General features: G+C 65.0%; 15 protein-coding genes and 1 pseudogene. 6 read left to right on the top strand and 10 right to left on the bottom strand.

Annotation, left to right across the window (positions count from 1 at the left end; translation table 11 throughout):
- Positions 1–907, bottom strand: a 907-nt coding sequence (locus tag QZY03_RS12215; protein WP_295581371.1) for a transposase, incomplete at its 3' end; no start/stop codon positions are given.
- Between the two features lie 392 nt (positions 908–1,299).
- On the opposite strand from QZY03_RS12215, the gene QZY03_RS12220 reads away from it, so the two are divergent.
- Positions 1,300–2,298 (top strand): ribonuclease T2, encoded by a 999-nt coding sequence (locus QZY03_RS12220; RefSeq protein ID WP_295581372.1) that lies wholly within the window; start codon positions 1,300–1,302, stop codon positions 2,296–2,298.
- A 44-nt stretch (positions 2,299–2,342) separates the two neighbouring features.
- Positions 2,343–3,578, top strand: coding sequence for an NCS2 family permease (locus tag QZY03_RS12225; protein ID WP_295581374.1), 1,236 nt, complete (start codon positions 2,343–2,345; stop codon positions 3,576–3,578).
- A gap of 31 nt (positions 3,579–3,609) precedes the next feature.
- On the opposite strand, the gene QZY03_RS12230 is transcribed toward QZY03_RS12225, so the two are convergent.
- Together QZY03_RS12230 and QZY03_RS12235 are read right to left on the bottom strand one after the other, a co-directional pair.
- Positions 3,610–4,182 (bottom strand): Uma2 family endonuclease, encoded by a 573-nt coding sequence (locus QZY03_RS12230; protein WP_295581397.1) that lies wholly within the window; start codon positions 4,180–4,182, stop codon positions 3,610–3,612.
- A 118-nt stretch (positions 4,183–4,300) separates the two neighbouring features.
- Positions 4,301–5,191, bottom strand: coding sequence for a phosphoribulokinase (locus QZY03_RS12235; RefSeq protein WP_295581376.1), 891 nt, complete (start codon positions 5,189–5,191; stop codon positions 4,301–4,303).
- 349 nt (positions 5,192–5,540) lie between these two features.
- Here QZY03_RS12235 and QZY03_RS12240 point away from each other — a divergent pair, with 349 nt between their 5' ends.
- From QZY03_RS12240 to QZY03_RS12250, 3 genes and pseudogenes are all read left to right on the top strand, one after another.
- Positions 5,541–7,634 carry an ATP-binding protein gene (locus QZY03_RS12240; protein WP_295581378.1) on the top strand — a complete coding sequence of 698 codons (2,094 nt, stop codon included), beginning with the start codon at positions 5,541–5,543 and terminating at the stop codon, positions 7,632–7,634.
- Positions 7,631–7,744: pseudogene (locus tag QZY03_RS12245) on the top strand (prevent-host-death protein); the annotation flags it as partial. The gene QZY03_RS12240 and the pseudogene QZY03_RS12245, both read left to right, overlap by 4 nt.
- A 530-nt stretch (positions 7,745–8,274) precedes the next feature.
- The gene (locus tag QZY03_RS12250; RefSeq protein WP_295581380.1) at positions 8,275–9,483 is read left to right on the top strand and encodes a Fic family protein; all 1,209 of its coding nucleotides are present in this window, start codon (positions 8,275–8,277) and stop codon (positions 9,481–9,483) included.
- 211 nt (positions 9,484–9,694) lie between these two features.
- Here QZY03_RS12250 and QZY03_RS12255 read toward each other — a convergent pair whose 3' ends face one another.
- The 7 genes from QZY03_RS12255 to QZY03_RS12285 form a co-directional block, all read right to left on the bottom strand.
- The gene (locus tag QZY03_RS12255) at positions 9,695–11,776 is read right to left on the bottom strand and encodes a PTS transporter subunit EIIC (RefSeq protein ID WP_295581382.1); all 2,082 of its coding nucleotides are present in this window, start codon (positions 11,774–11,776) and stop codon (positions 9,695–9,697) included.
- Between the two features lie 18 nt (positions 11,777–11,794).
- Complete coding sequence (gene ptsP / locus QZY03_RS12260) at positions 11,795–14,323, bottom strand: phosphoenolpyruvate--protein phosphotransferase (RefSeq protein ID WP_295581384.1); 2,529 nt, start codon at positions 14,321–14,323, stop codon at positions 11,795–11,797.
- A gap of 328 nt (positions 14,324–14,651) precedes the next feature.
- Positions 14,652–15,476 carry an undecaprenyl-diphosphate phosphatase gene (locus tag QZY03_RS12265; RefSeq protein WP_295581386.1) on the bottom strand — a complete coding sequence of 275 codons (825 nt, stop codon included), beginning with the start codon at positions 15,474–15,476 and terminating at the stop codon, positions 14,652–14,654.
- Between the two features lie 98 nt (positions 15,477–15,574).
- Positions 15,575–15,775, bottom strand: coding sequence for a DNA gyrase inhibitor YacG (locus QZY03_RS12270; RefSeq protein WP_295581388.1), 201 nt, complete (start codon positions 15,773–15,775; stop codon positions 15,575–15,577).
- Positions 15,776–15,781: 6 nt separating this feature from the next.
- A complete protein-coding gene (gene zapD / locus QZY03_RS12275) occupies positions 15,782–16,549 on the bottom strand; it encodes a cell division protein ZapD (RefSeq protein WP_295581390.1) in 768 nt (255 codons plus the stop codon).
- A gap of 29 nt (positions 16,550–16,578) precedes the next feature.
- The gene (locus tag QZY03_RS12280; RefSeq protein WP_295581392.1) at positions 16,579–16,749 is read right to left on the bottom strand and encodes a hypothetical protein; all 171 of its coding nucleotides are present in this window, start codon (positions 16,747–16,749) and stop codon (positions 16,579–16,581) included.
- Positions 16,736–17,353, bottom strand: coding sequence for an Hpt domain-containing protein (locus QZY03_RS12285; protein ID WP_295581393.1), 618 nt, complete (start codon positions 17,351–17,353; stop codon positions 16,736–16,738). Before QZY03_RS12285 ends, QZY03_RS12280 begins: the two co-directional genes overlap by 14 nt.
- Before the next feature lie 251 nt (positions 17,354–17,604).
- On the opposite strand from QZY03_RS12285, the gene QZY03_RS12290 reads away from it, so the two are divergent.
- On the top strand, positions 17,605–19,095 hold the full coding sequence (locus tag QZY03_RS12290) for a mannose-1-phosphate guanylyltransferase/mannose-6-phosphate isomerase (protein WP_295581395.1): 1,491 nt from the start codon (positions 17,605–17,607) through the stop codon (positions 19,093–19,095).
- Positions 19,096–19,358 lie beyond the last annotated feature (263 nt).

Raw genomic sequence — 19,358 nt, forward strand, 5'->3', positions numbered from 1 at the left:
CGCGGGTGTCGATGAGCGGGCGGATGTCATAGATGTCCCACAGCAGGGCCTTGGTCTCGGCACTGTCGAGGCCGCGATCGGCGCTGAAGTCGCGGCAGCGCGCGGCCAGTTCGGGGGTCTCGGCGAAGGTCTCCTTGAGCATCACGCGCAGTTCGACCTGTTCGGAATGGGAGGCCGGGGTCAGGTGCAGCGCCACCGGGATCTCATAGTGGGTGTCGGCGATCAAGTGGACGCCGTAGCCGAACCAGGTCTTGATCTTTTTCCAGGGCTTGCCGGTGCGCGCGTCGACCCCGCTGGTTTCATGCTTGCCCCAGTCGGCATCCGGATCGGAGGTCTCCCCGGTGGCGCGGTTGACCCGTCCGGTGCTGTGACTCTCAATGGCTTTGCCGTCATAGCCGAGGTGGCGCCCGAACTCCGGCAAAACCTCCATTAATTGTTCGCGCAGCGTTGTGATCATCCCGGTCACCATCCCCAGCGTCTCTTCCAGTTCGATGACGTTGGCGAGAAAGCGTGAGAAATTCCAACTGTCGGGCACCGCGTAGTGGGCCTCTTCCGGTGCCGCATAGACCACGGTCATGTTCCCTGTCACGGGATCACGCACCAAGTGCGCAGCCGGTTTCTTCTGCACGGGCAAGACCGCGAAGCCGCACGCCTGCAACAACGCCGGATTGCGCCCGAGTTCGCGAATCAGGGCCTCGATCGACGGGTGCTGGAACACCACCCCGGCTAGTACCGCGTTCCACATCGCCGCGACCGGATAGTCGTCGCGTCCCGGTCCGCGCATCACCTCCAGGTAGTGCACCAATTGGGCGTCCGGGAGATGATCGCGCACCAGATACAACCGCTCCAGGTCGCTGCGCGCGTCAACATCGCGCCAGTCAAATAAGCTCGGTTCAATGGCCGCCATGGGGTCCTCCTGCAAAGGATCGTCTCGATAACGATAGGATCCCTTGGCGGCCGCCTTTTTGCACGACCCCGCTGGCACGCTGGGGTGAATTTTCGCCCGCCGCCCCAGCCCACACGCGCAACTGACTGATTGTTCGTTCCGGGCTGGGGTAAACGAAAGTTTTCCCCCGCCGGGCGGCTTTTCAGTTCAGGGGGTTGCGGACACCGCTAGAGGCTCAGGCGACGGTCCGCGGGATGCACCGGCGGGGGACCGGGTTTCTCGCGTCAGGTGTTCGCGCGGGGTTGCCAACCCCAAGCCACTTGGGCGAGCATCGCGGTTTGCGGATCGTCGGGTGCTGACCCGCGATCCCTGCCTTTCAGGGGTGCAAAGGCGCCCGATCCGAGGACCGTTCAATGCACCTGTCGCGCCCGTTGACCGTCTTGCTCTGTTGCTGGCCGCTGGTCGGCTTGGCCGAACCCTTCTCGGCCGGGCTGATCGCCGAGCGGGACTGCCCCGCGGGGATCTCGACCAAACATCAGGAGAATCCGGGTCAAGTCCGCCTGGTGCCCGGCGAGACCTATGTGGTCGTCGCACGCAATCGGGTGGAGCCGACGCATTACCAACTGCGCATCGCGTCCGCGCGCCCGCGGGAGCGGTGGGTGGAGGTGACGTGCGGCCGGCTCGCCCCGGCGGTCACCGATGCCCCGCGGGGACCGGACGCGGCATCGGCACCGGTGTCCGCACCGACCAGGACCGGCGGCATGGATGAACAGTTCGTGCTGGCTGCGAGTTGGCAGCCGGCCTTCTGTGAACAGCGCCAGGGTCGGCCCGAGTGTCGTGGTCAGACCCCGACGCGCGCGGATGCCAGGCAGTTCTCGCTCCATGGACTCTGGCCGCAGCCGATCGGCCGCGCCTACTGTGGGGTGGATCGGCCGCAGCGGGAGCACTCTGAATCCGGTGACTGGCAGCGTTTGCCCGCCCCGGATCTGACACCCGCCACTCGCGCAGCACTGGAACAGCGGATGCCGGGGACCCTCTCCGCGCTGGACCGCCACGAGTGGCTAAAACACGGAACCTGTTACGGCGCGGATGCGGACGCCTATTTTCGTCACTCGCTGGCCCTGCTCGATCAACTCAACGCCTCCGATGTGCGGACGCTCTTCGAATCGAGCATTGGCCAGCGCCTGCGCGCCGAGCAGGTGCGCGACGCCTTCGACCGCGCGTTCGGCCCCGGCAGCGGCGAACGGGTGCGGCTGGAGTGTGACCCCGCGGGGCAGATCACCGAGTTGCGGATCGGGCTCAAGGGCGTGATCACAGACCAGTCGACTTTGGGTGACCTGATCCGCGCGGCGCCGACGCGCACCCTGGGCTGCCGCGGCGGCTGGGTGGATCGGGCGGGACCGGGGCGTTAGGCGTGTTCAACCTGCGCGAAGCCGGTACCACGGTCCGGACCGAGATGCTCGCCGGCCTCACGACCTGGCTCGCGATGGTCTATATCGTGGCGGTCAACCCGAGCATCCTGGCCACCACCGGCATGGATCAGGGGGCGCTGTTCACGGCGACCTGCCTGGGCGCCGGGCTGGCCTCGATCGTCATGGGGCTCTATGCCAACTACCCGTTGGCGCTGGCGCCCGGTATGGGACTCAACGCCTATTTTGCCTTCGCCGTGGTGGGCGGCATGCAGGTGCCCTGGCAGGTGGCGCTGGGCGCGGTCTTCTTGTCCGGCGTGTTGTTCCTGATCGTCTCGCTGTTGCGCCTGCGCGAATGGCTGATCAACGCCATCCCGTTGTCGCTCAAGCTGGGTATCGGCGCCGGTATCGGTTTCTTCCTGGCGCTGATCGGGCTGGAGCATATGGGCGTGGTGGCCGCGAGCCCGGCCACCTACGTCACCCTGGGCCAGCTCGGCAACCCCGCGACCCTGCTGGCCTGCGCCGGCTTCCTGGTTATGGCCGGGCTGGCGGCGCGCGGCCAGGCCGCGGCGGTGCTGATCGGCATCCTGGCGACCGCCGCCGCCGGCATCCCGCTCGGGCTGACCACCTTTCACGGCGTGATGGCCGTGCCGCCCTCGCTCGCGCCCACCTTCTTGCAGATGGACATCCCCGGCGCGCTCAGCCTGGGCGTGGTGAGCATCGTGCTGACCTTCTTCCTGGTCGACCTGCTGGATAACGCCGGCACCCTGATCGCGGTCACCCACCGCGCCGGGCTGATGCGCCCGGACGGCTCGGTGCCGCGGCTCAAAGAGGCACTCACGGCGGATTCGGGCGGCGCCATGCTGGGCGCGGCGCTCGGCACCTCAACCGTCACCAGCTACATCGAGAGCGCGGCGGGCATCCAGGCGGGCGGGCGCACCGGGCTGACGGCGGTGGTGACCGGCGTGCTGTTTCTCGTGACGCTGTTCTTTGCCCCGCTCGCCATGGCGCTGCCCGACTTCGCCACCGCGCCCGCGCTGGTGTTCGTCGCCTGCCTGATGGCACAGGCACTGCGGGATCTCAACTGGGATGATCTGACCGACACGCTGCCGGCGGTGGTAACGGCGCTGACGATGCCGTTCACCTTCTCGATCGCCGCCGGCATCGGGTTGGGATTCATCGTCTATGCGGTGGTCAAGACGCTCGTCGGTCGTTGGCGCGAGGTGAGCGGGGCGGTGTGGCTGATCGCGGCGGCTTCGGGAGCGAAGTTTGCGATTCAGTAGGTCGAGTGTGTTTCAGCACGACCCGCGCTGTTCAGGTTAGTGCCCACAGGTCATCAAGGCTGATCGTGACCGCCTCGAAGGGCGGCAGCGACACCCGCGCGCCGCCCGCGAACCGCCCGATCTCCCGCCAGGCGTCACCTTCCAGAGCGTAGGCTTCCAGGGTGTGCGCACGGGGGTCGATCAGCCAGGCGTAGGCGACCCGGAACTGAGCGTAGATGGGCATTTTGACCTGACGATCCCGGCTTTCGGTGGACGGCGACAGGACCTCACAGACCCAATCCGGTACGACCGTAAAGCGATGATCGTTCGGAATCCGCGGCAGTCTGCTGCGGCGCCAACCGGCCAGGTCGGGAACATCAACCTCGGCGTTGTGGATGAAGTGCAATTCGGGTTCGGCGGCGATCCACCAACCGCCTGGCCCGCCCCGGCCTTTCTGGAACGGACTCACGAGTTCGTCAGCCAACGACGTCACGGTAACGACATGCGCGCCGCTCGGGCGCGGCTGGGTGTAGAGTTGACCGCTGAGGATTTCCCCGATCAGTCCTTCGGGTAAGGCTTCAAGCTGTTCGTAGAGGCTTGGGCGGGGTTGCTGGTGGGCTTGCATCATCGTGCACCTCTGGAAGTGGCGGCAGCATCCGGGTGCGCCGCCGGGTCGTCCCGAGCCCGGCGTCCCGCCAGGACTCCGGTGCTCGCGATCCTGTGAGGTTGGCGGGAAGGCTCCGCTAGACCCGTCGCGCATCCATCATGCGTTCGATGATCGGCTGCAGGATGATCTCCATCGCCATCCCCATCTTGCCGCCGGGCACAACCATGCTGTTCCGCCGCGACATGAAGGAGTCCTTGATCATGGAGAGCAGGTAGGGGAAGCTGACCTCCAGTTTCTCCGGTTCCTTGAAGCGGATGATGACGAAACTTTCGTCGGCGGTGGGGATGTCGCGCGCGATGAAGGGGTTGGAGGTGTCGACCGTGGCGACGCGCTGGAAGTTGATGTCGGTCAGTGAAAACTGGGGTGTGATATGGCGGATGTAGTCCGGCATGCGTCGCATGATGGTGTCGACAATGGCCTCGGCCGAGTAGCCGCGCTCCAGGTTGTCACGGTGAATCTTCTGGATCCATTCCAGATTCACGATGGGCACCACGCCCACGCCCAGGTCGACATGGGCAGCGACGTTGTCCTCCTCGGTGACGACCAGCCCGTGCAAGCCTTCGTAGAAGAGCAGGTCGGTGCTGTCCGGAAGGTCTTCCCAAGGGGTAAACTGACCGGCCGTGAGTTGGGTGCCGAGTCGTGCGTTTTGTTCCGCGGCCTCGGTGTCGCTATGGATGTAATACCGTTTTTTGCCGGTACCGGTCTCGCCGTAGCTGTGGAATAGCCCAGCCAGCAGTTCGAAGTGGTTGGCCTCGGGTCCAAAGTGACTCAGGTTGCGGCCCTCCGCGGAGGCGCTGGCCGCCGCGACCTTCATGGCGGCGCGGTCGTACCGGTGAAAGCTGTCGCCCTCGACGACCGCGGCAGTAATGCCATCGCGGTAAAAGATGTGTTCAAAAGCGCGCTTGACGGTGGTCGTACCAGCGCCGGACGAGCCGGTGACGGCGACAATCGGGTGTTTCTTGGACATGGCGTTCTCCCCTTGTTCTCTCAGGTCCGGCCTCATTTACACGGCCCCAGGCACCTGGTGAGGCGCGCTCGCCGGGGTTTTGGTCGGTGCTTGGTCGTTGTCGTTCGAGAAGGATTGGCTAATATACCATGAGTTTGGGGGCCGAGTGCCAGTGGAAATTTGTCAGGTTCTAGCCGGGAACAGGGCCTCGGCGCCGTGCCGTCACGGTGCCGGGATCGGTTGACCGCGGCGTTCCCGGTCAGGCCAGGGGTGTCGGCGGTCGTGATTAAGAATGAGAAAAGCAGGTGTCGCCGCGTATGGGCCGTTCTTTGCGGTCTGGTGTCGGCGTTCGCCGCCGGAGTAGCGCAGCATGGCGATGGGGTCCAAGCGTGGTGATGCGGGTCTTCCCGAGGGGATGCGGGCAAACCCGGAGTTCCAATCCGCCCTGGTCCGGTTGGCGGTCTGGACCTTCGGCACCGGCTATATCTCGCTGGCCGCCATTACCGGCTATTACAAGGTCGATATCCCCTATTTCATCACCCTGTTTTGTATCTTTGTCCTGATCAACGCCGGTGTCTTCATCAGCGTCCTGGTCCGTCCCGATTGGCCGATTCGGCGTTATGTCGCCCTGTCGCTGGATATCGTCGCCATCAGCCTGGCGATCTTTGTCACCCGTGAGGCGATCAGTCCTTTCTATCTGCTCTATATCTGGATCTTTATCTCGGCCGGGACCCGCTATGGAACCAGGCATCTGGTTCTGGCCTCCGCCGAGTCTGTGATCGCCTACAGCCTGGTCTTGACCGCGCTGGGTCAGTGGCAGCGGCATACCTATGAAGCGGTCTTTTTCCTCTTCTTCCTGTTGCTGTTGCCGCTCTATCAGTTCGCGCTGCTGCGGCGGGTGCAGCGGGCCAAAGACGAGGCGGAACGCGCCAACAAGGCGAAGGGCGATTTTCTGGCTTTCATGACCCATGAACTGCGCACGCCGCTCACCGGTGTGATCGGCATGACCGAGTTGCTCAAGAGCACCGCGCTCGATGCCGAGCAGCGCGACTATCTGCTCTCCATTTCCAACTCGGCCAATGTGCTCGGTGCCCTGATCGGCGATATCCTGGACTTCTCCAAGATCGATGCGGCGAAACTCACGCTGGAACAGGTCCCCTTCAGTCCGCGCGCGGTGGTGCGGGAAGTCTGCGGGGTGCTTGAGAGTCTCGCCTTGGCCGAGGGGGTCGAACTGATCTGTCAGGTGGCGCCGGATGTTCCCTTGACTGTCGTGGGCGATCAGTTACGGGTCCGCCAGATTCTGTTCAACCTGGTTGGTAACGCAGTCAAGTTTACCGAGGAAGGGGAAGTCCGAGTTCGGGTGCTGGTGCGGCCGGCGGAGGAGGGGATCAGCGAGCCGCATCTGTTGTTGGAGGTCGAGGACACCGGGATCGGCATCCCGGCCGACAAGCTCGCGCAGATCTTTGAGAGTTTCAGTCAGGCCGATGAGTCCACCACCCGCCGCTTCGGCGGCTCTGGTCTCGGTACCACCATCGCGCTGGAGTTGTCACGCCTGATGGGCGGCACCATCGGGGTGGAGAGCGTCGATGGTCAGGGCAGCCGCTTCCGGGTGCGGTTGCCGTTGTTGGGAGCTGTGCTGCCACTGCCGCCCGCACCATCGGCGCGCTTGCAAGGACGGCGCGGGTTGGTGATCGAAGCCAACCAAACGCACCGCGACCTGGTCTGTGAGGTGCTGCGTCGCGAGGGGGTGATGTGTCTGGGGTTGGCTGATCCAATTGATGTCAGTGCCTTGGCGTCGGGCGGGGCGAACCTGGACTTTCTGGTGATCGGTGACCGACCGCGCGGGTTCGCGCTGGAGGCCGCCCGCATTGACGTCGGCACGCGTTTGGGCTACCAGTGTCCCTGTCTCTTTCTCACCTACGCGGCGCGACGCCCCGAGATACAGCGCTCGGCGGCGCGTTGCCTCAGCAAGCCTTTTCTCGCCGGGGATCTGGTCGATGCCGTCGAGGCGCTGCTTGGACTGGTGCACGCGGCGCATCCCTGTAATCAGGAGCGCAGTGGATTCGGCGGGGCCGATCCGGCGGCCCTGGCCGACATCCGGGTATTGGTGGCCGAGGACAATGCCATCGCCGCCAAAGTGATCACGGCCTTCCTGCAGAAAATGGGGATTGCTTTCACCCTGGTCGAGGATGGTGAACAGGCATTACGTGAGGCCCTGCAAGGGGGTTACGGCATCGCTGTCGTCGATCTGCGCATGCCGAAGCTCGACGGTGTTCAATTCGCGCAAGCGTATCGCAAGCAGGCGTTGGGGCAACCCCTGCCCATCGTCGCCCTGACGGCGAATGCGTCCGAAGATGTCAAACAGACCTGTCTGGAGGCCGGCATGGTCGACTTCCTGGCGAAACCGGTCAGCCCTGAGTTACTGCGTCAGACGATTGAACGGCTGGCGTTGCGGGGACGGTGAGTGTCGAAAAGATTATCGCCGACCATCAGCCGCTGAAGGTCACGGTCAGCGACGGCGCCGACTTCGTGGTCATCAGCGCCGAGGATTGGGAGCGGGAAACCCTCTACGTACAAGTCGATCACCGATCACCGGCAAACCACAAAAAGCCGCATTGAAAACGAATAACATCTTGTAAATCTTGTTAATCCTGTCCAAATGTCTTGGCTTCGCGCTCGTTGTGCAGTTCGGGACCGCCCCCGTAAGACCTCATTCCTGCCAAAGCGACCGCTCGGATTTGTCCACAGATGTCACAGATGTTCACAGATGTAGACTGCAGCACTACCCGGTATGGCGCGGTCGCCTTTTTGGATGCACCCTTGAAGCTGTTCCTGCTGGTTTACTAAACCGCACCCAGCGTGGGAAACGTAATTTCTGTGGTAACTACTGGAGGAAAAATTACGCATCCCGGCCTAGGCGAGGTTTCGCATCGCGTCTCCGTCGACAATTATCGGGGCAACCTGGGAATCGGGCGCCTGAGCGTAAAGATCGGCACCAAAGCCCCGGAGCGGGCGGTCTCAAGCAGCGTAATTTATTTTCTAATCAATCTTTTACTCTCTTGAAAGATCGGCACCAAGATCGGCATGGCCAGCCGAGGAGAGAAATGTACGACGACCCGGCAACCATGGAGCCAATGCTCCCCGATACCGCCGGCGACCGCGCGGACCTGAGTGATCTGGCCCTGGACCTGGTCGCTGAATCCGCCCGTGCGGTTGGTCAGCTGCACCCCCTGACCGAGGGCGCCTTGCGGGCGCTGTTGCGCACGATCAACAGCTATTACTCCAATCTGATCGAGGGGCATCGAACCCACCCCATCGACATCGAGCGGGCCATGCGCGCCGACTACGCGGGAGAGCCTGCCCGCCGCGCGCTCCAGTTGGAGAGCCGTGCACACATCGAGATTCAGCAGGCCATTGAAGGTCGCATCGCATCCGAGCCGGAGCTTCGGGTCTGCGACCCGGCCTTCCTATGCTGGATCCATGAGCGCTTCTACCAAGCACTCCCGCCGCCCCTTCGCGAGGTCGAGGATCCGTCCGACCGGGAACGCGAGACCCTGGTACCCGGCCGCCTGCGCGAACGCCCGGTCCAGGTAGGCCGCCACCTGCCCCCGGACGCGCGGTCGCTCGACCGCTTTCTCGCACGCTTCGCTAACGTCTATGCCCCGGAGCGACACCGCGGCCAGGCCCGTCTCATCGCCGCTGCCGCCAGCCACCACCGCCTGGCCTGGATACACCCCTTCCTGGACGGTAACGGACGCGTCACCCGGCTTTTCACCGACGCCTATCTGGGCGCCATCGGCATCCTGGGGCATGGCCTGTGGTCGGCCAGCCGCGGACTTGCCCGCAACCGTGCGGAATATCTGGACCGACTGGCCGCCGCGGACGCGCCGCGTCGCAACGACTACGACGGGCGCGGCAACCTCTCCCTCGCCGGGCTCGCGGATTTCTGTCGGTTTTTTCTCCAAACCTGCATCGACCAGGCGCGTTTCATGGGCGGGATGCTCGCGATCGACGACCTGCACGGCCGCATCCAGGGCTATGTGCAGTTGCGCGCCGCCGGCACCCTGCCTGGCCGGCCCATCAAACCGGCCGCCGTGCCCGTCTTGCTGACGGTCTTCCTGCGCGGCTCGCTGCCCCGCGGCGCGGCCGCGGCACTCACCGGCTACGGCGAGCGTGCCGGCCGCGACGTCATCGCCGGCCTGCTGGAAGAGGGCCTGCTGGTCGCGGACAGTCCCAAGGGCGCCGTGCGCATCGGGCTGCCGATGGCCGCGGTGCCTTATCTGTTTCCGGGAGTGTTTCCGATGGACGCGTAAGGGAGCGCGGGCGTCCCGCCCACGCGTTAGGAGCGAGTCAAACAGAAGCTAAAACGACGACAATCGTTGTCGTCTGATCCACAGATGTTCACAGATGTTTTTCTTCATCTGTGAACATCTGTGACATCTGTGGATCAATCCGAGTGGTCGCTTGGGTTGGAACGGGGTGTGTCCCCGCCCGGATTTCTGATCCCGGGCGTCCTGCCCTAACTCATCCCGCCATCGCCGCCTTCATTTCCGCGGCATATTGATCGGCATTCAATCCGACCAACAGATGCAGCACATTGTCGGGCAGCCGCAGAATGCCCTGCACGCCGGCGGCCTGCAATGCGGCCTCATCCAGCATGGCCTCGTCGGTGACGGTGACGCGCAGCCGGGTCTCGGCGGCGGCCTCGGCTTGGCGGACGTTGGCGCTGCCGCCCAGGCTCGCCAGTATGGCGCGCGCCTTGGCGGGGGCGTCGGCGTCGCGGGCCCGGGGCTTCAAGGCATCCGCCTTGTATTGGACCTTGGGCGCGGCGGCACCTTCCGGCAGTTCGGCCTCGGGGCCGGCGGTCAGCAGGTATTCCTCCATGTCGGTCTTCAGGTTGTCGGACTTGGGTCCGAAGATGGCCTGGAGGTTGTTGCCGACCGTGACGACACCGGCCGCGCCGAGCGCTTTCAGTTTGTCCGGGTTGGCCTTGCCCATGTCGGCCACCGCGACGCGCAGTCGGGTGATGCAGGCGTCCAGCCCCAGGATGTTGCTCTTGCCGCCGAAGGCCAGGACCAGTTCCTTGGCAAAGTCGTCCGCCACCATGGCCTTGGCGTCCACCGCGTCCAGGGTTTCGGCCTCGCGTCCGGGCGTCTTGAGGTCGAACCACTGGATCAGGACACGGAATACGATGTAGTAAACCAAGGCGAAGATCGGTCCCAGGATGAGGACGATCCAGGGTTTGATGTCATTGACATAATAGAGCGCGTAGTCGATGAAGCCGTGACTGAAGCTGTAGCCCAGGCGCGCATCGAGCAGGTAGGTGCTGAGATACGCAATGCCCACCAGGACCGCATGGACGATATAGAGCAGCGGGGCGACGAACAGGAACGCGAATTCCAGCGGCTCGGTGATGCCGGTGAGGAAAGCGGTCAGCGCCGCTGAGCCCATGATGCCGGCGACCCGCGCCTTGTTTTCCGGTTTGGCGCAGTGATAGATGGCGAGTGCCGCCGCCGGCAGGCCGAACATCTTGAACACGAAACCGCCGCCCAGGATGGCTGCCTCATAGTCGCCGGCGAAGAAGCGGTTGATGACGCCGTGGACGGTCTTGCCGGTCTCCGGGTCGACATAGGTCCCGACTTCGAAGAAGAAGGGAACATTCCAGATGTGGTGTAGACCGAAGGGCAGCAGCATCCGCTCCACCACGCCATAAATGGTGACCGCCGCCGCCGGATTGCCATAGGCCGCCCAGTCGCCGAAATCGCGGATGGCCACGCCGATGGGCGGCCAGATGATAGCGAGGATGGCGGCGAGTCCGATGGCCGCAAAGGCGACCGCGATCGGCACGAACCGTTTGCCGGCGAAGAATCCGAGATAGGCCGGCAGCGAGATGCGGTAATACTTGTTGAACAGGAAGGCGGAGAGCAGGCCGATCAGGATGCCGCCGAAGACGCCGGTGTCGATCGACTCGATGCCGAAAATCTTCTTGATCTCGGCGCGGCTCTGGGCCGGCGGGAAGGCGACCATGTCACCTTTGCCGGCGTCATAGAGCGCAATGGCGCCCTCTTCACCCTGGCCGGCCTGCAGGACGAACGGGACCGAGACCCCGTCACAGGTCAGCGCCGTGCCCTTGACTTCACTTGCCCGCTGTTTTTCGATCGTTCGTCCGTCTTTGTCGAGACAGACGAAACGGTCGCGCTGCGTGTCGTATTCCACGTAGACCGACTTGTCGTTGTCACCGGTGAGGGCGAGCGGCTGCGCGGGTGCCGTCCAGCCGATGAAGAGCAGGCCGATGACACCCAGGGCGGCCAACAGGACGAAGTAGCCGACGGTGGCCGCCATGGCCGCCACGCCGTCGTTCTTGGTGAAGCCCAGGACCACGCCAATGGCGAAGATCAGGGGCAGGATCATGAAGATGGCGTCGCCGGAGGCGGACATGATCCGGCCGATCTCAGCGAGCCAGGGCGCGTCGGCCTCGCGGGCGATGGAGGCACCCACACCCAACAGGATACCCGCCACCGGCAACACCGACACCGGCAGCATCAGGGCCTTGCCGATCTTTTGCAGACCGCCGAAGGTGTCACCCCAAACAGTTGATAGACTCATCGTGTTCTCCGGATCGAATCAGTAGTCCAAGGGCACCAGCGCGCGGACCGCCGCGGCGCTGTCCTGAGCCAGTGCGTGCTCCGCCAGCGCCTGGCACGCGGCGAGCGAGTTCGCCCGCACTTCGGCCTTGACCGCCGGGATGGAGGGAACGCTGACCGAGAGTTCGCTGACGCCCAACCCGATCAGGATGGCGACCGCCTGGGGATCGCTGGCGATGCCGCCGCACACGCCGACCCATTTGCCCTCCGCCTTGGCGCCTTCCACGGTTTGGGCGATGAGCCGCAGCACCGCCGGGTTCATGCCGTCCGCCTTGGCGGCGAGCTTGGGATGGCCGCGGTCCATGGCGAGTGTGTACTGTGTCAGGTCGTTGGTACCGATGGAAAAGAAGTCGACCTCGCGGGCGAACTGGCGGGCCAGGATGGCCGCGGCGGGGACCTCCACCATGATGCCCAGTTCCACCGGATCGACGGTGCCGAGACGCGCCCGTTCTTCCTCGACCAAACCCTTGACCGAGCGGACTTCCTCCATGGTGGCGATCATGGGGAACATCATGCGCAGTTTCTGCCCTTGGCCGGCGCGCAGGATGGCGCGCACCTGGGTGCGCAGGATTTCCGGCCGGTCGAGTCCGATGCGCACCCCGCGGATGCCGAGGAAGGGGTTTTCTTCACGCGGCATGGGCAGATAGGCCAGGGGTTTGTCGCCGCCCACGTCCAGCGTGCGGATGATCATCGGCCGGCCGTCCAGCGCCTTGGCGATCTCCGTATAGATGGCGTACTGCTCGTCCTCGGTGGGGGCCGAGGTGCGGTCCATGTAGAGAAACTCGGAGCGCAGCAGACCGACCCCCTCGCCGCCCAGGGTGATGGATTTCGCCGCGTCCTCCAGGCCGCCGATGTTGGCCGCCACCTCGATGCGGTGCCCGTCCGTGGTCATGGCCGGCGTGAAGGCGGCGGCCAGGTCGGCGGCGCGGCGCTGGGCCATCCGTTGCTTGACGGTGCGAATCCGATTGATCTCGGCCGGGTCCGGGTCGAGTCGCAGGCTGCCCTTGCTGCCGTCCAGGATCACCGGGGTGCCGTCCGCCAGGTCCATGGCGCGCGGTTCGATGCCGGCGACCGCCGGGATGTCCAGCGACCGGGCAATGATGGCGACGTGGGAGGTCGCACCGCCGCCGACGGTCGCGAAGCCCAGGACGCGGCTGCGGTCGAGCCGGGCGGTGTCGGAGGGGTTGAGTTCTTCGGCGATCAGGATGCTGTCGGCCGGGGCCTGGGGTTCTTCCAGGGGGTGGCCGGTAACGATGGCGAGCACCCGTCGGCCGACATCGCGCAGGTCGTTGGCGCGGCCGGCCAGCAAGGGATTCTTGAGCTTGGCCAGGCGTTCGGCGTGGGTGGTGAAGGCGGCCCGCCAGGCGAAGGCGGCGCTCTTGCCCTTGGCCATCGCGCTCTCGGCGATGTCCAGCAGGTCCGGGTCACTCAGCAGTTCCTGGTGGGCGGCAAAGATGGCCGCCTTGGCCGGGTCGGCCTGGGCGCGCAACTCGGCCTGTAAGGCTTCCAACTGGTTGCGGGCCAGGTCCATGGCGTCCTCCAGGCGGCGCCGCTCCTGGTTCGGTGTCTCACCGGTCTCTTGGACCTGGATTTCCTCGCGCCGCAGGCGCCACACCTTGCCGACCGCCAGACCGGGCGAGGCGGCGACCCCGAGCAACAACTTGGGATCATCGGAGCGCGGTCGCGGAGCCGGTGCGGCGTCGGCGCTGACCTCGGTGGTGGCGGGCGCTGGGGCGGGGATGCTGCCCTCGTCGCCCAGGCCGGCGGCGATCTCCGGGGCCAGGGCGGTGATGGCTTGCGCCGCGTCCGGTCCCTCCGCGACCAGCACCACCTTGTCGCCTTGCTCGATCCCCAGTCCCATGATGGAGACCAGGCTCTTGGCGTTCGCCTGATCGTCACCGCGCTGAAGGGTGATGCGGGACTGCCAGCGTTTGGCCAGGTTGGCCAGCACCGCGGCCGGGCGGGCATGCAGCCCGGTCGGGTTGGGGATCAGCAGCGCCTCCGAGACCACGCGCTGCCCGCCGATCGCCCCGGCGGCAGCGGCCTGGTCGGCCAGGTCGAGGGTCATCACCGTATCCTGGCCGGCACGCACCCTGCCGGTGACCTGGTGGTAGGCGGTCACCCGCTCACCGTTGGTGACGACGATCTGGGTCAGCAGGCTCTTGGCGTGGGTGGCCAGATAATCCGCGTCGAATGCGATCAGTGCCTCGCCCGCGGCCACGGTCTGGCCTTCAGCGACCTTGGAGGTGAAGCCCTGGCCCTTCAGGTTCACCGTGTCCAGGCCGATATGCATCATCAGCTCGATGCCCTCGGGAGTCGTCAGGGTCACCGCGTGGCCGGCGCGATGCAGGTTGACCACGGTGCCCGCGCAGGGGGCGAGGAGCACCTGTGAGAGCGGGTCGATTGACAGTCCGTCACCGACCATTTTTTGTGAAAAGACAGGGTCTGGGACTTGTTCCAGTGGCAGGGTGACGCCATCCAGGGGCGCCTTCAGCTCGATGGTTCGCACCGCGATCTCCTCTGTGGTGGTTGGGACCTTCGCGCGCCGGCCCCAACGGGGTCGGCGCGTGCGCAAGACATGCGGGAGGGAGCGCAGCGGGCGAGCAGCCGTCGTGCGGTGGCGCAGTGGGTGACGGCATGGGGTCGCATCACATCGATCCCTGTCCGGGGGGCCGTGATGGCACCCCTTGTTGTTTATCGTTCTGGTGACCAGACCGTGCCCGAGCGGCTGCACGAGCCTGGTGGTGGTCAGGTCCAATCCTCGCAGGGTCTGCGCCGATCAGCAACAGCCGTAACGGGTGTGCCTGCGTTGGCTGGGCTGAAGCCGGTCGCCGACTTCAGTCGTGCCAATCCACGAGTCCAGTGTAGGCGGTTCCCAGGACGATCAAGCCGAAGGCGATGCGGTACCAGGCGAAGACCTCGAAGCTGTGGTTGGAAACGTAGCGCAGCAGGGCCTTGATCGTGAGCATTGCGGCGATAAAGGCCGCCGCGAAGCCCACGGCGAAGACCGGCAGGTCAGCGGCGTTCAGCAGGTCACGCGACTTGTAAACATCATAGACAGTGGCGGCCAGCATGGTCGGGACGGCGAGAAAGAACGACAGTTCGGTGGCCGCTTTGCGCGACAGCCCGAAAATCAGCCCGCCCATGATGGTTGCCCCGGCGCGAGAAACCCCGGGGAACATGGCGACGGCCTGGGCGAGCCCCACTTTCAGCGCCTCTCGCCAGGTGATGTCATCGACCGTTTCAAACCGCGCGGGGCGCGGGTTACGTTCCACGAGAAGAATGACCAGACCGCCGACGATCAAGGCTCCCGCCACCGTGAGCGGATTGAACAGGTAGGTTTTGATGGTGGAGTAGAACAGCACCCCCAGCACCATGGCCGGCAGGAAAGCGAGCAGGATATTGGCGGCGAAGCGGCGCTCCCGCTGCTTGGTCCAAAGCCCCAAGGTGACGCCCACGAGACGCTCCCGATAGAGCCAGCAGACGGCGAGGATGGCGCCAAGCTGGATGGCGATTTTGAAGACCTTGCTCTGTTCGTTCGTATAATCGAGCAGGCTGCCGACGATGATCAGGTGGCCGGTCGAGGAGATCGGCAAGAACTCCGTCAATCCCTCGACGATGCCGAGGATCAATGCCTTCAACAACAGGGGCAGTTCAAACATGTACGATTCCCAAGGTGCGTCGCGCGACGGCGGGTGGACGGCTCCGGTAGGGTCGCGACTTTACACCGATCGGGGGCCGGACAGAAGGCCGGACAGCTTCAGTGGATCGGCAGTTGCTCCTCCGACGGCGGCGGGTCATCGCTCGGGCTGTTTCCGGGGTCGGGAATGCGGTAGCCATCGGTCAGCCATTCGCCCAGGTCGATGAGCTTGCAGCGCTCGCTACAGAAGGGTCGGTACGGAGATTGCGGGGTCCACGCGACGGGACGGCCACAGGTGGGGCAGCGAATCTTGGCAGGCATCGTAGTTCAAAAAACGCAACAGGTGAGACGGAACTCCACCGTCTCACCGGTTTGGGTCGACCTGCCGCGGGGTTCGAGGCGCATAAAGCGGATACTGAAGCGGTTCTTGTGTCCACTGATCTCAGGGTAAAGGGCGCCACCCGCCGGTAACCCCGCCCGTACCATTTGCGCCGGCGCCTGGGGGTCCAGGGACTCCTGGTAAAATCCGCCCGGTGCGATCACCTGACGCGGCGTCGCACTGCCGCGCGCAAGCGACAGGATCAGCCGGATTGCCACATCCGCCGGCCGCAGGTCTTTGAGCCAGTGGTCGAGTCGGGATTGGCGACGCTCCGGTGACTGGAGCAGCCAGTGGTGATAGATCGGGAGGTCGAAACTACAGGCGCCGCCGGGGATGCTGCTGCGCTGGATCACCCCCTTGAGGAACTCGTCCTCGCGGGCCGTCTGGCCGATGGGGCTGCCGAGCGTCTGGATATTGCCCGCCGCCCGTTCCAGTTCGCCCAGGACCCGCGTCAGGGCCGCCGGGTCTACCCCGGGTTGGCTGGCGATGCGGTTCAGGGTATTGATATTCCGTTCCAGTTCCTTGCCGATCTCCGTGCGCAGATCCGCCCGCGCGGTGACGGCGGTGATATCCAGCAAGGCCTCGACCGCCACCCGGGTCGCCCAGGGGTCGTATTGCGGCATGAAGTAGTCGACCTTCTCGAACAGATGCTCCAGGCGCAGGAAGGTCCGGATGCGCTCGTTCAATGGATGTTCAAAGACGATCTGTTGGGACACGGCGGGCCTCGCGCGCAACGCTTGGGGTGTTAGTGAGTCGTGACGACGGTCGCGATGTCCGTCGCCGCGCAGACGCGGTGACGTCTGCCGCGCTTGGCCGTGTACAGGTGGCCGTCAGCCTGGGCGAGCAGCCCAACCAGGATGCCGACGTTGGTCTGACTGTCCTCGACCACCAATATCTTGGTTTTAGGGTCCGACATGGAGGCGTCGTTCAAGCAGGTCTTCAGCTTCTTTGAATCGGTAGGAGCGGACCAGGGCGCGCAGTTGGTCGAAGAAGGGCTGCTCCGCAGCGGGCAGACTGGTTGCGGCAATCGCATCCGTGAGGGTCTTGCAGTCACGGGCACGATGTCCCTGAAGCGCGATCCGCAACGCCGCATACTGTTCGGCAAGCCAGGCCGAACTGATCGGTGGACCCGGTGGGGCATCGCTCCGGGCATGGCCGGCGCGGGCAGCGCTGATGGCATCGCAGAGGGTCAGTACACCCTGCGAAAGGGTGGCGAGCAGGGCGGGGTAGCGTTCGGTCCGACCCTCCCGAATGGCATCGTCCAGGGCTTTACAGGCAGCGTACAGCTCGGTGGCCGCCAGGTTGCCCAAGACGCCTTTGAGAGTGTGCGCCAATTGTTTGGCGACGGTCGGGTCGTGCTCCAGGGCCGCGGCGATCTGCGCCGTGGTGTCGCGATAGGAGGTGCTGAACTCACCCAGAACCTCCCAAAACAGATCCATATCCTCACCGATGCGCTCCAGGAACTCGGCGCTGTCGATGCCGGGGATGGACGGCGGTTGATCGTCTGAGCGTGGCTCCATCGGTGCGAGTACCTGGTTGGGTGGCGGGACTTGCGTGGCGGGACTCGAGGCCGCAACGGTGCTCCGCAGTGCGAGGCGCAATTATCCTCAAGGGAACCCGATCCTACCAGAGAATGCCCGCATTTCCCCTGGCGCCGGGTTTGATCCGTGAATTGCGGCAACGCGCGGCGCAACGCGGGCAGTAGTACATGATTTGACGGAAATCGCCTAAGATCCGCTTACGCTGGCAATCGCCGAAAGGTCTATCTCTCATGCTTCTCCAACCTGTTGTCCTGTCAGGCGGCTCCGGTACCCGTCTGTGGCCGCTCTCGCGCGAGGCGTACCCGAAGCAGTTTCTCCCCCTGACCAGCGAACATACCATGCTCCAGGAGACGGTGCGGCGGCTCGACGGTCTGGGTCAGGAGCATCCGCGGCACGCAATCGGCTTGCTCGATCCCGTGGTGGTGTGCAACGAGGCTCACCGCTTCCTGGTGGCCGAGCAGTTCCGCCTCATGGGCCGGCAAACGGCCGCCGTTATCCTCGAACCCAAGGGCCGCAATACCGCGCCGGCGTTGACCCTGGCGGCCCTGGCGGCGACCCGCGGGGGTGCCGATCCGGTACTGCTGGTGATGCCGGCCGATCATACCATTCGCAACGAACCGGCCTTCCGCGCCGCCGTCGCGGATGGCTTCAGCCTGGCCCATGACGGTGCGGTCGTGACCTTCGGGATCGTCCCCAGCGCGCCCGAGGTGGGCTACGGCTACATCCGTCAGGGTGAACCCTATCCGTTCGCGGGGGCGGAAGGGCGCGCCTACCACCTGCGCGGGTTCGTCGAGAAACCCGATGTGGAGACGGCCCAGGGGTATCTCGCATCCGGCGAATACCTCTGGAACAGCGGCATTTTCATTCTCAAGGCGTCCGTGTGGCTGACGCTGATCAAGCGTTTCCGTTCGGATATTGCCCAGGCCAGCACCGACGCCTATGTCCAGGGGCATGAGACCGGCCAGTTTTTTCTCCTCGACGCGGGGGCGTTCGCCGCCTGCCCGAGCGACTCGATCGACTACGCGGTGATGGAGCATATCGCCGGGGAGGCCGCCGACGATGTACCCAGGTCCATCGTCATCCCGTTGGACGCGGGTTGGTCGGACGTCGGTGCCTGGTCGGCGCTGTGGGCGGTGCGTGAGCAGGATGCCGCCGGCAACGTGTTGGACGGCGACGCTTTCGTCCACGATTCGTCCAACAATCTGTTGATCGCCCGTCACCGCATGGTGGCCGCGGTGGGGGTGAACGACCTGATCGTGGTTGAGACACCGGATGCGGTGTTGGTCGCTCGCAAAGATCGCGCCCAAGACGTCAAGGTCGTCACCCAGTTCCTTGAGCGCGAGCATCGCGCTGAATTCCGCCATCACCAGCGGGTGCATCGCCCCTGGGGCAGTTTCGAGTCCATCGGCCATGGCTCCCGCTATCAGGTTAAGCGACTTTCGGTGAAGCCGGGCGAATCCCTGTCGCTGCAGATGCATCACCATCGCGCCGAGCATTGGGTGGTTGTGACCGGCACCGCACGGGTGACTTGCGACGATAAGACCTTTCTGCTCACCGAGAATCAGTCCACCTACATTCCCGTGGGGAGCTGTCACCGGCTGGAGAATCCGGGGGCCATCGCGCTGGAAATCATTGAAGTTCAGTCCGGCAGTTATCTGGGCGAGGACGACATCGTGCGCTTCGAGGACGCCTACAACCGGGGAGCGAAGGAGGGCTGCTGAGCCCACCTGGGAGCAGCGTCCCGTGTGCTGGGCGGGGAGAGTGGCGTCGTTCGGCAGCGGCGTTGCGGCGCGACGGCGGCGGAATGCTGTGCCGACGGTGACTGCGTTTGCGCAGCAATTCAAAATTTAGGCGGCATCACGTGACCCCTGGTGGATGCGGCGCGCGCGACCGCCGTGCCGGGTCCCTGACACCGAGCGGCGCGCCTTATCCACCCTACAGCGGAGCCGGTTTCGTAGGGTGGATAAGCGTAGCGCATCCACCA

Origin of the sequence: uncultured Lamprocystis sp., assembly GCF_903933125.1 — a bacterium.
Taxonomy (GTDB): Bacteria; Pseudomonadota; Gammaproteobacteria; order Chromatiales; family Chromatiaceae; genus Thiodictyon.

What these genes read in the sequence shown, in the direction of transcription:
- QZY03_RS12240 (WP_295581378.1), top strand. Translation starts at nt 5,541, where the DNA reads ATGGCGATGGGGTCCAAGCGTGGTGATGCGGGTCTTCCCGAGGGGATG.
- QZY03_RS12270 (WP_295581388.1), bottom strand. Translation starts at nt 15,775, where the DNA reads ATGCCTGCCAAGATTCGCTGCCCCACCTGTGGCCGTCCCGTCGCGTGG.
- QZY03_RS12285 (WP_295581393.1), bottom strand. Translation starts at nt 17,353, where the DNA reads ATGGAGCCACGCTCAGACGATCAACCGCCGTCCATCCCCGGCATCGAC.
- QZY03_RS12230 (WP_295581397.1), bottom strand. Translation starts at nt 4,182, where the DNA reads ATGCAAGCCCACCAGCAACCCCGCCCAAGCCTCTACGAACAGCTTGAA.
- QZY03_RS12265 (WP_295581386.1), bottom strand. Translation starts at nt 15,476, where the DNA reads ATGTTTGAACTGCCCCTGTTGTTGAAGGCATTGATCCTCGGCATCGTC.
- QZY03_RS12220 (WP_295581372.1), top strand. Translation starts at nt 1,300, where the DNA reads ATGCACCTGTCGCGCCCGTTGACCGTCTTGCTCTGTTGCTGGCCGCTG.
- QZY03_RS12250 (WP_295581380.1), top strand. Translation starts at nt 8,275, where the DNA reads ATGTACGACGACCCGGCAACCATGGAGCCAATGCTCCCCGATACCGCC.
- QZY03_RS12290 (WP_295581395.1), top strand. Translation starts at nt 17,605, where the DNA reads ATGCTTCTCCAACCTGTTGTCCTGTCAGGCGGCTCCGGTACCCGTCTG.
- QZY03_RS12255 (WP_295581382.1), bottom strand. Translation starts at nt 11,776, where the DNA reads ATGAGTCTATCAACTGTTTGGGGTGACACCTTCGGCGGTCTGCAAAAG.
- QZY03_RS12280 (WP_295581392.1), bottom strand. Translation starts at nt 16,749, where the DNA reads ATGTCGGACCCTAAAACCAAGATATTGGTGGTCGAGGACAGTCAGACC.
- QZY03_RS12225 (WP_295581374.1), top strand. Translation starts at nt 2,343, where the DNA reads ATGCTCGCCGGCCTCACGACCTGGCTCGCGATGGTCTATATCGTGGCG.
- QZY03_RS12235 (WP_295581376.1), bottom strand. Translation starts at nt 5,191, where the DNA reads ATGTCCAAGAAACACCCGATTGTCGCCGTCACCGGCTCGTCCGGCGCT.